The 14113-nt window shown below is 37.2% G+C and carries 15 protein-coding genes; 1 reads left to right on the forward strand and 14 read right to left on the reverse strand.

Annotated features, from left to right (window positions below; all coding sequences use genetic code 11):
* Nucleotides 1-16: 16 nt before the first annotated feature.
* The 7 genes from ACRD62_RS04915 to ACRD62_RS04945 form a co-directional block, all read right to left on the reverse strand.
* Entirely contained in the window at nucleotides 17-886 is an 870-nt protein-coding gene (locus ACRD62_RS04915) for a DUF350 domain-containing protein (RefSeq protein WP_430819014.1), read from the reverse strand.
* 21 nt (nucleotides 887-907) lie between these two features.
* The gene (locus ACRD62_RS04920; RefSeq protein WP_430819015.1) at nucleotides 908-1723 is read right to left on the reverse strand and encodes a hypothetical protein; all 816 of its coding nucleotides are present in this window, start codon (nucleotides 1721-1723) and stop codon (nucleotides 908-910) included.
* A 23-nt stretch (nucleotides 1724-1746) separates the two neighbouring features.
* Nucleotides 1747-2292 (reverse strand): DUF4178 domain-containing protein, encoded by a 546-nt coding sequence (locus ACRD62_RS04925; protein ID WP_430819016.1) that lies wholly within the window; start codon nucleotides 2290-2292, stop codon nucleotides 1747-1749.
* A gap of 20 nt (nucleotides 2293-2312) precedes the next feature.
* Nucleotides 2313-3020, reverse strand: a complete 708-nt coding sequence (locus tag ACRD62_RS04930) for a PspA/IM30 family protein (RefSeq protein ID WP_430819017.1) — start codon at nucleotides 3018-3020, stop codon at nucleotides 2313-2315.
* 13 nt (nucleotides 3021-3033) lie between these two features.
* A complete protein-coding gene (locus ACRD62_RS04935; protein WP_430819018.1) occupies nucleotides 3034-3429 on the reverse strand; it encodes a YbjN domain-containing protein in 396 nt (131 codons plus the stop codon).
* A gap of 156 nt (nucleotides 3430-3585) precedes the next feature.
* Nucleotides 3586-4644 carry an NAD(P)/FAD-dependent oxidoreductase gene (locus ACRD62_RS04940; protein ID WP_430819019.1) on the reverse strand — a complete coding sequence of 353 codons (1059 nt, stop codon included), beginning with the start codon at nucleotides 4642-4644 and terminating at the stop codon, nucleotides 3586-3588.
* Between the two features lie 67 nt (nucleotides 4645-4711).
* A complete protein-coding gene (locus tag ACRD62_RS04945) occupies nucleotides 4712-5644 on the reverse strand; it encodes a sensor histidine kinase (protein WP_430819020.1) in 933 nt (310 codons plus the stop codon).
* A gap of 205 nt (nucleotides 5645-5849) precedes the next feature.
* Between ACRD62_RS04945 and ACRD62_RS04950 the strand changes: the two genes are divergently transcribed.
* Nucleotides 5850-6242 carry a VOC family protein gene (locus ACRD62_RS04950; protein ID WP_430819021.1) on the forward strand — a complete coding sequence of 131 codons (393 nt, stop codon included), beginning with the start codon at nucleotides 5850-5852 and terminating at the stop codon, nucleotides 6240-6242.
* 30 nt (nucleotides 6243-6272) lie between these two features.
* Here ACRD62_RS04950 and dnaJ read toward each other — a convergent pair whose 3' ends face one another.
* From dnaJ to ACRD62_RS04985, 7 genes are all read right to left on the reverse strand, one after another.
* A complete protein-coding gene (gene dnaJ / locus ACRD62_RS04955) occupies nucleotides 6273-7427 on the reverse strand; it encodes a molecular chaperone DnaJ (RefSeq protein ID WP_430819022.1) in 1155 nt (384 codons plus the stop codon).
* Nucleotides 7428-7438: 11 nt separating this feature from the next.
* Nucleotides 7439-8053 carry a nucleotide exchange factor GrpE gene (locus ACRD62_RS04960; protein WP_430819023.1) on the reverse strand — a complete coding sequence of 205 codons (615 nt, stop codon included), beginning with the start codon at nucleotides 8051-8053 and terminating at the stop codon, nucleotides 7439-7441.
* Nucleotides 8054-8258: 205 nt separating this feature from the next.
* Complete coding sequence (locus ACRD62_RS04965) at nucleotides 8259-8786, reverse strand: TlpA family protein disulfide reductase (RefSeq protein WP_430819024.1); 528 nt, start codon at nucleotides 8784-8786, stop codon at nucleotides 8259-8261.
* A 21-nt stretch (nucleotides 8787-8807) separates the two neighbouring features.
* A complete protein-coding gene (locus tag ACRD62_RS04970) occupies nucleotides 8808-9338 on the reverse strand; it encodes a TlpA family protein disulfide reductase (RefSeq protein ID WP_430819025.1) in 531 nt (176 codons plus the stop codon).
* Nucleotides 9339-9684: 346 nt separating this feature from the next.
* Entirely contained in the window at nucleotides 9685-10998 is a 1314-nt protein-coding gene (gene murA / locus ACRD62_RS04975; protein ID WP_430819026.1) for a UDP-N-acetylglucosamine 1-carboxyvinyltransferase, read from the reverse strand.
* Between the two features lie 34 nt (nucleotides 10999-11032).
* Nucleotides 11033-11644: a DUF4290 domain-containing protein gene (locus tag ACRD62_RS04980; protein WP_430819028.1), complete on the reverse strand. Its 612-nt coding sequence runs from the start codon at nucleotides 11642-11644 to the stop codon at nucleotides 11033-11035.
* Nucleotides 11645-11775: 131 nt separating this feature from the next.
* Nucleotides 11776-14064, reverse strand: coding sequence for an ATP-dependent helicase (locus ACRD62_RS04985; RefSeq protein WP_430819029.1), 2289 nt, complete (start codon nucleotides 14062-14064; stop codon nucleotides 11776-11778).
* Nucleotides 14065-14113 lie beyond the last annotated feature (49 nt).

Consider the following 14113-nt stretch of genomic DNA (forward strand, 5'->3'; position numbering starts at 1 on the left):
ATTCAGCAATGTTGTATCAGATACACCAGGTAATCATAACAGATCCGCCAATATAAGCGAATGCTTCAATGATAGCAGCCCCTACGTTGGGTTTTTCCTGGTTAATAATCTCATCTGTTAAACGTTGACCCGGTAAAAGGATCTTATCAGTTAAAAAGCGCATTACAGGTAATAACAGAATTCCTAAAGCCAATTCAAAACCAGCTTCGGTAAAGGTGTATGTCCAGCCTTCAAAATCACCCATTAATGCATGACGAATAAGGTTGGCTATAGCTATCAATGCTCCGGCAAAGCCAACACCTACAGCTACATTATCTTTTTCAATGTGTTCGTGAATATCGTATGGGGTAATCAGTTGATAAACTGCTGCAGTTATAAATAATGCAATTTGTCCTGCAAACCAGAATACCACAGCTGATGTGATTCCTTCCAGTAATGTCCCACTTTCGCCAGTAACTGCTCCAAAGATAATCAAACCTGAAGCGACTGAAATGGCACCTTCAATAACACCGGTACCTGAATTTCTGTCTTCAATAATTTCTTTCTTAACCGAGAATTTACTCAATATTATCTTGTCGTTCAGCCAGATAGATATGTTTAAAAGGACAATGGCCAGAATGCCATATATAGCAATATCCTGGATATCGAGGAGTAAACCTCGTGAAGGTCCAACTATAGCACTTCCAATGGCGGCTAATAATCCGATAAAATAACCAACATGGGCAAAAGAGAATGCCAGGTTATCTTTTTCAACCAGTTCTTCCTTTACATTAAAACCTTTATTAACCAGCTGGTAAACCATTTTCCCAATGAAGAAAATTGCAAAACCAACAGCAATGTATATTACAGCATCATATAAGATGTTTGAATAGTATGATAAAGTCATGTCTAAAAAGTTGAGTTAGTATTATTTGCCAAATCCTCCACTACGGCTGCGTGATGAAGAGCCACTGTAGCGACTTGAACTACGACTCGTTTTATTAGAGTAACTGGAGCTGGATGAATAACTCCTTGAGCTTTTAGCTGCTGTGGAGCGCTTCACTTCACTTCTTACACTTTGCTTAAATGAAGAAGGTTTATTTCCCCAGGTACTGCTTTTTCCTGTGCCAGATGAGGTATAGGTATTTGTTCCGTAAACTGTTCTTCCTGAAGGGCCGTAATAAGGACGGGAACCATAATATCCTCCGCCATAATAATCATCGTAATACGATCTGCGGGCTGGGTAGGTCATCATGTTAAACATGGATGACATAAAAGCATATCTGCCATAAAATTCCCAGAATGATGATCCGTTACGTTCAGTCCAATGTCCGTATTTAGGATTACCTACATAATGATTATAACCTGCAGGACTGGCTTGCTTACTAAGTTTGCCATCTTTCTTCGAAACAATTTCCATTCCCATATTATCCACATTGGCTGCGAAAAAAGCATCAGGTACTTCTTCCCAGTCAGTTGTAGAAGATAATACTGTATCGGGGTGTTCAACTATTACATTATACATGTGGTAGTAATTACTACCTCTCGAATCCATGTCAAGAAGTATAATGGAATAGTTTTGTTCGTTATTAAGGCTAGTAATTAGTTTATCAACCGGTGTTTTCTGCCATGAGCTGGCAGTTGAGTCAACTCTTCTGGATCGGTTTGTGCAGTTATTACAGGAGCGCAAAACTATAAATCCTAAGATAACTACTATAATTACCTTTGCAATTCCGTTGTTCATAATTTAATTGTTTGGGTTTTTAATTATTCTTCACCCGGTAGAATATTTGATATTTCAAATGGTTTAATACTTTTTCCGATGGAGGCTTCAAATTCTTTCTCATCCCATTGCTCAATGCATAAAAGATGTTCGCCTGTGGTGTCTTCAAAATCCCAGGAGCGGAATTCTTCCCATTCTGTTCCTTTAGTGATATTATGAAAATAGCCAGGCAATTCTTTCTCCATATGATAGGTGATGCCTTTATAGGTTATTTTTTTGGGTGGTTGCTGATGTGCAATCAGGGTGTCAGTAAGGTCATCCTTAAGGGCTCTCACCTTAACCTTTTGCATAAAAGAAACTTCCAATTCGTCATCTTCCTCTATGCCTAAATATCGGGTCTCAGCCCCGTTGTTAATTTGAAATTCGCGGGTGAAATAATTGTTTCCCCAGTCGTATTCCATTATAGCTTCCACTACCCATGTTGATAAATCGTATTCAAACACGAATCCAACATCCAGATCCTGAATCCGAATGTTGGTACTATCGTAATGCGATTCCTTCTTCTTCTTAAAAATATCAAATAATCCCATATGAGTATTAAACGGGTATGTTATTCACTTTTGCTTTTTAACTTAGCTTTCAACTCTTCCAGTGAATTCGATGCTTTCACATTTTTTTCCGAAAGAACTTCATCAATTTCATCATCAAGGCTCTTGTTTTCAAGACTTATCTCGCCGTAGGCCTCTGATAAAGCTTCTTGTTGGGCAACTTTTTCTTTCATCTTTTCAAGCATCGAAACGGTTCCTGAACTATCAATGCCACTTAATTGCTTGTTTATCTTTTGTGTGGCACTACTCACCCTTGCACGGGCTTTAAGTGTGCGTAATTCATTTTCGTAACTCGAAATGGTGCTCTTTAGTTTTTTAACGTTTTTATCTAGCGTTGCAATGTTACTGTCAAAACGGTTAACCTCTTCCTGAGCTCTTCTGGCAGCCTCTAAAGCCTCTTCTTTTTTCGAGAGTGCTTCTGTGGCCAAACGATCGGCTTCGGCTACATCTAACTCACCTTTTTCGGCTTTTTGAATTAAAAGAATTGCTTTTTGCTCATAGCTTTGAGCCAATGACTTACTGTCGTTTAAATCTTTTTTACTTCTGATAGACATAGCTTTTACTTCCGCTAATGCCTGAAGACTGTTATCCAAATCTTTTTTAAGGTCGCGAATACCTTGCTCTGTCATTTTAATTGGATCTTCCAATTTATCCACTATGGCGTGAGCTTCGGCTTTTCCTACATTAAATATTCTGTTGAAAATTCCCATTTCTGAATTGGTTTTAAGCTTTTGAAAATTCGATTAATTGATCGGAATACTCTGACAATAAAAGTTTAAGAGAATTCAGACTTCCTTCCAACTCATTTAAGTCAAGATTTTCGAGTTGAAGGGTATCGCGGAAAATTACTTTTTTACCTTCTTCGTCTAAAACAAAGGCGCCATGTACAATTTGACGGTTCATCACCAGTAGTGATTTATAAATATCTTCAGAACCTTTTCCCAGTTCAAAAAGTAGTCCTTCGATAATCAGGATTGAATCTTCACAATCGACTATTAAATTTGAAATGCCGTCTTCTTCTTTTTCAACGACAAATAATTCTTCCACGGCGTCTTCCGACACAATGCGGTATTCAAGGTCAAGGAGGAAGTCTCTAACCTTGTTAAAATGTTCACTCATGTTTAACGTGTTTTTATTATTGGTTATGGGACAAACCAAATATATAAAAAGATTGGGAGGAAGGAAAGAGAATCAGGGTTTATATATTGCCAGATGAATTCCTACTTAGATTGTTTTTTTTGTGATCGGTTTAAATACCAAATCTTCTTGTTCTTATCAATTACGGTAATATCGTTCAACTTTAACCTCTTTATATAATTGATCAGTCGATCCGGATAATGATGTTACAAATTGCTGTGCCAAAAGAGGAGCTATTAAACCGCCACGTGAGCCCAACCCGTTAAAAATTCCGATGTTTGGTTGATGAGGTAGAAATCCGATTACGGGTCTGCGATCGTGCATGGTAGGCCTTATTCCTGTTAGTTGATCCTTAATGGACAAGGGGAGTTTAGATATTTTTTTCCATGAATTGATTAGTTCTTCCTTCTTTTCTTTCGAAGGAGAAAGATCTTTCCACTCATGTTCAAAAGTGGCTCCAATCTTAAAATTGTTTTTTCCCACAGGCATTATAAAGATACCCTTTAAAAGAATGTTTTTGAGTTCAAGATCAGGTATTTCAATATTCAATAATTCGCCTTTGGTATTCCTGAAATTAAGAGCTTCAAAGAGTTTACTCTGGCTATCTTTCTCTCCTCTGCAAAAGAGTATTTTTTTTGCATTGATTCCATTCCATCTTATCTCATAGGGGTTCAATACCAGATCTTCGTCTTTGAAATTAGCTTCGATCAGCATGTTTGATTGAATCAGAAAGCTACGGTATGCTGTCAGAAGATCATAGATATGCAAACGAGCACCTTGCTTAATCTGACCATATCCAAAAGGAGCTTCAATACCTGTTGGTAGTTCCGGAAGGTTGTTATTAAGATTGATGTAATTTTGAAGTTCACCGGCTTCCATTCTGTGTTGCCAAAAGGATGAATCTTTTTCACCATAAATCTTGTCCATCAAAACGGGATAGAAGAACCTTGTTTGAAGAAATTCCTCCATTTCAGAATAAAGGTTGTGGGCATAAGGCAGAAATAAATCTACGTTCCAGGATTTAACCATGCGTTTAATCCCTATTGGATTGATTAATCCAGCAGCTACTTTAGATGCTGAGCCAACATGGGGAGTGTCAATTACCAGGTGTTTAATTTGATTTTTATGCAGATGATAGGAGACCAATGTTCCGGCCAGTCCCTGACCAACAATTAGAATTTCTGTCTGTGCGTTCATAAACTATTCGGTGCGTATAATTATAACACAAAGAAGATATAATCAAATTTGTTCAAATCAGATGGGCTTATTGAACAGGAATGGAGAAGAAGAATGTACTTCCTTTTCCGGGTAATGATTCAAGCCAAATTTTACCATTTAACAGTTCAATCATTTCTTTACAGATTGATAATCCTAATCCGCTACCTCCGGAACGATTCAGCCTCTCAATTTCAATTTGTTTGAATTTCTTAAACAGATTTTTGTGCAAATCTTGTTTTATTCCAACTCCGGTATCTTCCACAAAAAAGGTTATTTCTGTTTGACTTAGTTCAAAGCCTATCTGAATTTTCCCTTTATAGGTGTATTTAATAGCATTGTTAATCAGATTGTGGAAAACCCTTCTGAGTTTTTCTTCATCTGAATTTATTTGATAATTATCCGGTACTTCTTGATGTGATAAAACCAGTCTGACATTTTCGTTCATCACAGGATAAAAATAACTGTAGACAGATTTTATAAAAGGTTGAATCTCAAAATTAGAATTATTTAATGTCATGGTGCCTGAAGTGAGCAGCGATGTGTCAATCAGATCGGTGACAACGGTTAATAGTTCTTTTGAACTTTTTTCAATTATTTTCAGGTATTCCTTTATTTCATCATCTGTATTCTCGAGCGACATCGTAAGTTCTGAGAAGCCAATAATGGCGTTCATCGGGGTGCGAAGTTCATGCGAAATGTTTTTTATAAATTCTGTCTGAAGATTTTCGTGTTTTTTGGCTTTGGCATTGGCCTTATTAATTTTTTTAATCAGGTGCTTTGTTAAGAAGAAAATAACTACCGTGCACATGATTACGAATACCCATTCCTTGTATAGAAATACTTTAACAAGCATGGACTCATTCTTAAACAGAGCTAACGCAAAATGGTCTGAAACCAAAAGCCAGATTACTCCTATTAACAAAAAGGTTGCAGATAGCCTTGCCTCGTATGGAATTTGTTTAGCTAACTTTTTAATCATATTTAAAAATAAAAATTTGAAAAAAGCAATTCAAGTTATAGGAGGTCTTTATAACAAATTATTTACGTCTTGGTTCTTTTCAAATACAATATAGCATCAGAAATATGGGATAAGTCATGCTATTTTAATAGATATTTATCATACCTGTTACTTGACTTCTTAAGGGCTATTATCGATTATTGAGATAAAATTTTAAAAAAGAGTTATGGATCTCAAAAATAATATGATAGGATGGTTTGAAATTCCGGTTAATGATATGAACCGTGCAATTGACTTTTATAAACAGGTTTTTTGTATAGATGAAATGCAAAAACAGGATTTTGGTGAAGTGCAAATGGCATTTTTTCCATGGGATGAGAAAATACCCGGATCTCCCGGCGGTTTAGTTTGTTATCCAACCGAATATAAACCTTCAGAAAGTGGTGTGCTTATATATTTTAATTCAATAGCCGGAGATTTAAACGAAGAATTAGGCAGAATAGAAGGAGCTGGAGGTAAAGTGTTAATGCCAAAAAAGCTGATTGCAGATGATATAGGTTATATGGCATTGTTTTTAGATACCGAAGGAAACAGAATTGCTCTTCATAGCCGTATATAAAAAAAGGAACCATTAGGTTCCTTTTTTATGTTATTCAAACATGTTTTTCATTCTGCTAAAGAAACTTTCTCCCGTTCCATTTGATGGATGAAAGCTTTCAGAAGTCTGCATTTTTTCAACCGCCTTTCTGTCTTCTTTAGATATGTTTTTAGGAATAAATACCTGAATTTGAACAAGTAGATCTCCTCTTCCATAGCTGTTTACTTCCGGCAAACCTTTTCCTCTTAAACGAAGAATCTTACCAGGCTGTGTTCCTGGTTCAATTTTAACTTTAACCTTACCTTCTACCGTTGGGATTTCAACCGGAGTTCCTAAAATAGCATCAGGGATGCTAATGTTAAGGTTGTAGATAAGATTGTTACCGTCGCGCATTAGTTCAGGATGTTTTTCTTCTTCTATTAATACTAGAAGATCTCCATTAACTCCACCCCGGCGAGCGGCATTACCCTTGCCTGAAACCGAAAGTTGCATGCCTTCTTCAACACCGGCAGGAATATTTAAGCTAATCACTTCATCATCACGAACAATACCTTCTCCGGCACATGAAGTACATTTATTGGTAATGATTTTTCCATCTCCTCCACAGGTCGGACAGGTAGATGAAGTTTGCATCTGTCCAAGAATGGTATTGGAAATACGTGTTACCTGACCAGAACCATGACACGTAGAGCAGTTACTGTATGATGAGCTGTCAGCAGCACCGGTACCGGAACATGAGTTACATTGAACGTATTTTTTTACCTTGATTTTCTTTTCAGCACCATTGGCAATTTCTTCAAGGTTAAGTTTTACCTTAACCCGCAGGTTCGAGCCTTTGTTTACTCGTCTGCCACCTCTTGATGAACCGCCAAAACCTCCAAATCCACTGAAGCCACCAAATCCACCACCAAAGATATCTCCAAAGTGAGAGAAAATATCGTCCATAGACATACCTCCTCCAAAGCCTCCTCCGGCTGCGCCGCCAACACCGGCATGACCAAACTGGTCGTAACGCTGGCGTTTTTCGGCATTGGATAGAACCTCGTAGGCTTCAGCTGCTTCTTTAAATTTCTCTTCAGCCGCTTTGTCGCCCTGATTTTTGTCCGGGTGGTATTGAATGGCCTTTTTGCGGTAAGCTTTTTTTATTTCTTCCGCATTTGCATTTTTCGATACCTCAAGTATTTCGTAATAATCTCTTTTTGACATTTGCTTTTAGTTTATTCCCCAACAACAACCTTCGAAAAACGGATTACTTTTTCATTTAAAGTGTATCCTTTCTCTACACAATCAATAACTTTTCCTTTCATCTCTTCTGTAGGTGAAGGAATCTTAGTGATCGCCTCGTGAAGGTCAGTGTCAAAGTCTTTTTCTTTCGCTTCAATCTCCTTGATACCCTGTTGTTTCAGGTATTCATTAAATTTGTTGTAAATTAATTTGATACCTTCTTTTAAAGCATCAATATCTTTGGCTTCATCAATGTGAGCTAATGCGCGGTCAAAATCGTCGACCACCGGAAGCAATGCCAATAACAGACCTTCGCCAGCCGATTTGCTAAGCTCCATCTTTTCTTTTAATGTACGTCGGCGATAGTTGTCAAATTCAGCACTCAAACGAACATATTTGTCGTTAAGATCTGCAAGTTTTTCAGTCAGCTTTTCTTCTTCCGATTGTTCAATGGTTACCTCTTCATTTAATTCTTCTGTTTCTTCAGAAGTGCTCTGCTCTTCCACAGAGGCTTCAGTTTCTTGCGCTTGCTCGTTAGTAGGCTCAACTGTTTCTTCTACTTCATTAGCCTTCTCTGCATCCTGCTTTTTTGATGACTTCTTTACCATGTATATATTTTTTATTTGTTCTATCGAAATGAATACAAGAATTACTTAGGTATTCGTTCGCAAATTTACACAAATATTTTGCCAAGCTGATTTTGTTCGTCAAATTGACAGTTTTTCATTAGGCTCAATGCAATTAGCTGTAATAATGACAAAAAAGGCAATCCCCCTTTGTAGAGAATTGCCTTTGTAATGTTATGTTGTCAGCTTATTTTAACTGTTGTTTTAAAAGTGCCTCCAGTGCAGGGCCACGAAGGTTTTTTCCAACTATTACGCCGTTCCCGTCGATCAGGAAATTACTCGGAATACCTCTTACTCCATACATAACAGCAGTTCTTGTTTGCCATCCGTTAAAATCGCAAACATGATAGGACCAAACTAAATTGTCTGTTTTAATAGCTTCTTTCCATGCTTCCGGATCTTTATCCAGTGAAACACTGAAAACTGTAAATCCTTCACCATTTTTGAAAGTTTGTTCTTTGTATTTATTAAAAGCAGAAACAACTGTTGGATTTTCGTAGCGGCATGGCTTACACCAACTGGCCCAAAAATCTATTAATACCATTTTTCCTGATAATTCAGATAGAGAAATGGTTTTGCCTTCAGGAGTTTCCATCTTAATCTCAGGCGCTTTATTTCCAATGTTTACGCCTTGTTTTTGCCCTGAAGCATTGAATGCAAAAAGCGCACAAAATAGCATTACTGCTCCAAAAGAGTGTAATATTTTTTTATCCATAATGGAAAATTAAAGAGATTTTTAAATCGCTGAGAGGGTGTTAAGCGATTTTTCAATTTTAGATAATCCGGCATCTTTGGCCAGAATACGTCCTTCACCGTCCAATAAAATATTAACGGGAGCGTTGATTTGGTATGCTTGAGCAACTTCACCTTCTTTTCCGGTAAAATCACAAATTTGAATGAATTCGGCAATTTCGTCTTGTTCAATAGCCAGATTCATTGGTGATTTAAAACGATCTAATGAGATGTTTACAATCACAAGATCTTGTCCGTTACGGAAAGATGATTTGCTGTACTGTTCGTTGATCTGCGTAAGTTGGTAATTATTCATTCTTGATTGAGCGTGATAAGAGGCCCAAAAATTAATTATTACCATTTTACCCTTAAATTCATTCAGATCAAAATCGACTCCATCGATCGTTTGTGTTTTGATGGCAGGAGCTTCGTTACCTATATCCAGGCCAACCTCTGCAATGTTTTTATCATCTATAAATGATAAAAATGCAATTCCCACAAACACAGTAGCTAACATTAATTTTAGCTGCTTCATATGAATATATTTTGATTAAAAATCGAGTTAAAGTTTCAAAAAAAAAAAGATGCGATGCTGTAGTTTTAGATGAACATACGTTTATATGTGATTAGCGGCTTAATTGAGCTTGCAAATTTAAAGTGGGTTACAAAAATGGACAACTAAAAAGTACTAGGAATTGATGTTTATATTTTTATATTATGAAGCTGGTGTTGTATTAAAGTGCAGTAAATCAAATAAATAACACAACTAAAAGTGCGGTCTTTTGTATAAAATAACTCATAGAATCATTCTAAATAGGATGATTTAGTAGTGTTTTTGTAATTAAAAAATGTTAAAAATAATTGATTTCTATCTTCGAAAACTACTGAGCTTCTACTCTTTTTATTTTTGCGCCCAGTTGCTGAAGTCGAATATCTATGTTTTGGTATCCACGATCAATTTGTTCAATGTTCTGAATTGTACTTTTCCCTTTTGCGGATAAAGCAGCAATTAACAAAGCAACACCTGCGCGTATATCCGGAGAGGTAAGTTTTGCCCCTCTTAGCATAGTTTCTTTATTTAAACCAATAACAGTGGCTCTGTGTGGATCACATAGGATGATACGAGCTCCCATGTCAATCAGTTTATCAACAAAGAATAAGCGACTCTCAAACATTTTTTGATGAATCAGAACACTTCCTTTTGCCTGAGTGGCAATAACAAGAAAAACACTCAGTAAGTCAGGTGTTAAACCAGGCCATGGTGCATCAGCAATGGTCATGATAGAACCATCTATAAAAGTTTCAATTTCATAAGTTTCCTGAGAAGGAATAAATATGTCATCGCCTTTAATCTCCATTTTTATACCCATTCGTTCAAATGCCATTGGAATAACTCCCAAATGTTGAACTCCTGCATTCTTTATGGTGATTTCCGATCCGGTCATAGCTGCCATACCAATAAAGCTTCCTACCTCAATCATATCTGGTAAGATCTCATGTTGGCAACCATTCATTTTATTTACCCCTTCAATATAAAGAAGGTTGGAACCGATGCCTTCTATTTTAGCACCCATAGAAACCATCATTCTGCATAGTTGTTGCAGATACGGTTCGCATGCAGCATTATATATGGTTGTTCTTCCAGGTGTGAGAGAGGCTGCCATTACAATATTAGCTGTACCTGTAACCGAAGCTTCATCTAATAACATGTAGGTGCCTTTCATTTCACTGGCTTCTACCGTGTAAAAGATATCCTGGGCATCGAAATTGAATTTAGCTCCCAGTTTTTCAAAACCAATAAAATGGGTATCAAGTCTGCGTCGGCCAATTTTATCCCCTCCTGGTTTTGGGAAATAGGCTTTACCAAAACGAGCCAATAATGGTCCCATAATCATGATAGATCCGCGAAGGGAAGAAGCTCTTTTTTTAAATTCTTTGCTTTGAAGAAATTCCAGATTTACATTGTCGGCCTGGAACTCACATGTATTTCTTGAGATCCGGTTGATTTTTACTCCCATCTCATGAAGTAAGTCTATCAGGTTGTTAACGTCAACGATGTCAGGGATGTTATTGATTGTAACTTTCTCTGATGTTAGTAGTATTGCACAGATTACCTGTAAGGCTTCGTTTTTTGCACCTTGGGGAGTGATTTCGCCTTTTAAACGAATACCACCCTCAATTTCAAAGCAATTCATTTATGGGAGTTTAAAAGATTAGCAATAAAAATATTTATTTCTTATCGTTACTGCGTTTTGGGTTGCGCCTTTTGTTAGTTTTTGCTTTACTCTGAAAAGTTTCTCTAATTTCAGGAAGTTTGGTGTCTTCACTTACTTTTAATTTACCCCCTGAAAGTCTTGATAAATCATTGAAAATTCTATCATCAGTAACAGAATCCTGATTCCAGTGATACAATGACTTTTTCATATGTCCTGCAATCAAAAGAATTAGCTTTTCTTTTTGGTCGCCGCCTTCTTCAAATTCAATGGCTTTGGCAATCATCTCTTCTACCAATTCGCCATAGTGCATATAACTTATTTTGCTGTTCTTATATGGCACTTTATCAGGTCTGGCATTAAGCGATTCTCTTTCAGGTAAGTCATATGGGAAATCAATGTCTAATTTAAAGTCAGACATGATAGCAAGATGATCCCAGAGTTTATGTTTGAAATCATTAATGTCACGCAGGTGAGGAAACATGTTACCCATAATGCCAATAATGGTTTTGGCACATCGGGTTCTTTCTTCGCGATCTTCAATTGTCACAGCATGGTCGATCATCTTCTGAATATGTCGCCCGTATTCCGGCATTGCCAGGGTTTTGCGATTCGAATTATAATCCATGTATTCTGAAATTCTTCTACAATTTTTTAAGCTCCAAAAATGGTTGAGTGTTTAAGGAAATAGTTTCTTTTAATCCTTTTGGAGGTAGGTTACACTATAATCTAAGTGACAGGGTAACTGATGCTACAAAACTAAAGCAAAATTTTAAGTTTGGCAAATTTGAGTAATAATTGTTTTTGCCCTGCATTCTCAAACATTACAGTTGCTTTTCTGTTGGGTTCTAACCCTTCTACATTTACTACTTTACCTCGTCCAAATCTTTCATGCTCAACCATCGCACCAGGTACAATCTGATTGGGTGAAGCAGCATTGAAATTCACGTTTATTTTAGGCTTTTCGTTATTTCCTGAATAATTCATTCTGATTTTCGGAGTTTCAGCTCTTGTGTTACCTAGCTTGCGGAAGTTGCGAGGTAATGCCGTTGAATTAGATTTGGGCTGAGAAGAGACAATATCATCAGCATGAACATCAAGGTAACTCTGATCAATATCGCCGATGAAACGGCTGGGGCGGCTATATGTTAATTCGCCATACTTGTATCTTGATCGGGCAAATGAAATGGTAGCGTTTTGTTCAGCTCGTGTAATAGCCACATAAAAAAGACGTCTTTCTTCCTCCAGAGCTTTCTCACTGTCAACAGATTGTAATGAAGGAAACAGTCCTTCTTCAACACCTACGATATACACGTTTTTAAACTCCAGTCCTTTTGCAGAGTGGATCGTCATCAAGGTTATTTTATTGATGTCATCTTTACTTTCATTATCCTGATCCGTTAATAATGAAACTTCTTCTAGGAAATTAACAAGGTTGGGAGTAATGCCTTCTTCCTGCTTGGTGGTGCTGAAATCTTTGATACCATTCAATAATTCATTGATGTTATCGATGCGTCCTTGTCCTTCAATGGATTTGTCGCCGTGAAGATCATGCATTATACCACTGGCTGATGCAATCTCAGCTGCCAGTTCGTAAGCAGATAGTTGTTCAAGCTGAGCGGCAAAACGGGTTATCAATGCTATAAAGGTATGCAGCTTTTTTAAGGTGCCTGCATTTACACCCAACTGTGCTGCAGTTGCATTTAATAGCAGTTCCCAGATGGTTCTTCCTGAAGCATCCGCGGCAGCTGTTATTTTATCTAATGTGGTTTTACCAATACCTCTGGCCGGGTAATTAATTACTCTTTTCAATGCTTCCCCGTCAGCCGGGTTAACGGTTAACCTGAAATAGGCCAGCAGATCTTTGATTTCTTTTCGTTGATAGAATGATAAACCTCCATATATTTTATAGGGAAGGTTTTTCTTACGCAACGCTTCCTCAAATACCCTCGATTGAGCATTGGTACGATAGAGTATTGCAAAATCCTTAAAATCCAGCTGATACTTCATTCGTTTCTCAAAAATATCATTGGTAATTAAAAAGCCTTCTTCAATATCAGAGTATGCTTTTAATACACGTACTGGATTTCCAACAGCATTTTCAGAATATACATTTTTTTGTATCTGTCCCTGATTTTTTTCTATGATGCTGTTAGCAGCATTAACTATGTTTTGCGATGAACGATAGTTTTGTTCCAGCTTAAATATTTTATATCCGGGGTAATCGTTTCTGAAATTCAGTATATTTTCGATTTTGGCACCCCTGAAACTATAAATACTCTGGGCATCATCTCCAACAACACATATGTTGTTATGTTTTTCGGCCAGTTTTTTAATGATCAGATACTGCGAAAAGTTGGTATCCTGGTACTCATCCACCAATATATAATCGTACTGTTGTTGATATTTCTTGAGTATATCCGGAAAATCGCGAAAGAGGATGTTGGTATTCAACAGTAAATCATCAAAATCCATCACTCCTGATTTATAGCATTCGCGCATGTATTGCGAATAAATCTCATGAACCAAGGGTATTTGTGAAGCTTTGTCGGCAGCAATACGATTCACATCGCGGGCATAGGCAACAGGTGTCACTAAATCATTTTTTGCTGCTGATATGCGAGAAAGAACGCTTCCTGGTTTGTATGCCTTATCATTCAGCTTCATCTTTTTACAAATACTTTTTATCAGATTCTTCGAATCTGTACTATCGTAAATAGTGAATGAAGAAGGATAACCCAGATGTTTTGATTCAAAGCGAAGTATACGTGCAAAGATAGAGTGAAAAGTACCCATCCATAAACTTGCGGCATTATGCTGTCCAACAACCGTTGCGATACGATCTTTCATCTCGCGGGCAGCTTTGTTCGTAAAAGTCAGAGCTAATATACGGTACGGTTTTACATCCTGCTTTAATAAATGAGCAATCCGATAGGTTAATACCCTTGTTTTTCCCGATCCGGCACCTGCGATTACCAGAGTTGGTCCTTCTGTTTCGACCACGGCAGCGCGTTGCACCTCGTTCAACTCTTCCAAATAATTCTGCACTACTTACTTTTATGATGATTGATGATACTGCAAAAATATAAGATCATTT

The sequence above is a fragment of the Carboxylicivirga caseinilyticus genome, from assembly GCF_050589785.1.
In the GTDB taxonomy this organism is placed as follows: domain Bacteria; phylum Bacteroidota; class Bacteroidia; order Bacteroidales; family Marinilabiliaceae; genus Carboxylicivirga; species Carboxylicivirga caseinilyticus.

Excerpts from the sequence above, each read along its gene's own strand:
- ACRD62_RS04940 (WP_430819019.1), bottom strand. The coding sequence starts at position 4,644 with ATGAACGCACAGACAGAAATTCTAATTGTTGGTCAGGGACTGGCCGGA.
- ACRD62_RS04925 (WP_430819016.1), bottom strand. The coding sequence starts at position 2,292 with ATGGGATTATTTGATATTTTTAAGAAGAAGAAGGAATCGCATTACGAT.
- ACRD62_RS04980 (WP_430819028.1), bottom strand. The coding sequence starts at position 11,644 with ATGGATTATAATTCGAATCGCAAAACCCTGGCAATGCCGGAATACGGG.
- murA (WP_430819026.1), bottom strand. The coding sequence starts at position 10,998 with ATGAATTGCTTTGAAATTGAGGGTGGTATTCGTTTAAAAGGCGAAATC.
- ACRD62_RS04935 (WP_430819018.1), bottom strand. The coding sequence starts at position 3,429 with ATGAGTGAACATTTTAACAAGGTTAGAGACTTCCTCCTTGACCTTGAA.
- ACRD62_RS04970 (WP_430819025.1), bottom strand. The coding sequence starts at position 9,338 with ATGAAGCAGCTAAAATTAATGTTAGCTACTGTGTTTGTGGGAATTGCA.
- ACRD62_RS04960 (WP_430819023.1), bottom strand. The coding sequence starts at position 8,053 with ATGGTAAAGAAGTCATCAAAAAAGCAGGATGCAGAGAAGGCTAATGAA.
- ACRD62_RS04930 (WP_430819017.1), bottom strand. The coding sequence starts at position 3,020 with ATGGGAATTTTCAACAGAATATTTAATGTAGGAAAAGCCGAAGCTCAC.
- ACRD62_RS04915 (WP_430819014.1), bottom strand. The coding sequence starts at position 886 with ATGACTTTATCATACTATTCAAACATCTTATATGATGCTGTAATATAC.
- dnaJ (WP_430819022.1), bottom strand. The coding sequence starts at position 7,427 with ATGTCAAAAAGAGATTATTACGAAATACTTGAGGTATCGAAAAATGCA.
- ACRD62_RS04965 (WP_430819024.1), bottom strand. The coding sequence starts at position 8,786 with ATGGATAAAAAAATATTACACTCTTTTGGAGCAGTAATGCTATTTTGT.
- ACRD62_RS04920 (WP_430819015.1), bottom strand. The coding sequence starts at position 1,723 with ATGAACAACGGAATTGCAAAGGTAATTATAGTAGTTATCTTAGGATTT.
- ACRD62_RS04950 (WP_430819021.1), top strand. The coding sequence starts at position 5,850 with ATGGATCTCAAAAATAATATGATAGGATGGTTTGAAATTCCGGTTAAT.
- ACRD62_RS04945 (WP_430819020.1), bottom strand. The coding sequence starts at position 5,644 with ATGATTAAAAAGTTAGCTAAACAAATTCCATACGAGGCAAGGCTATCT.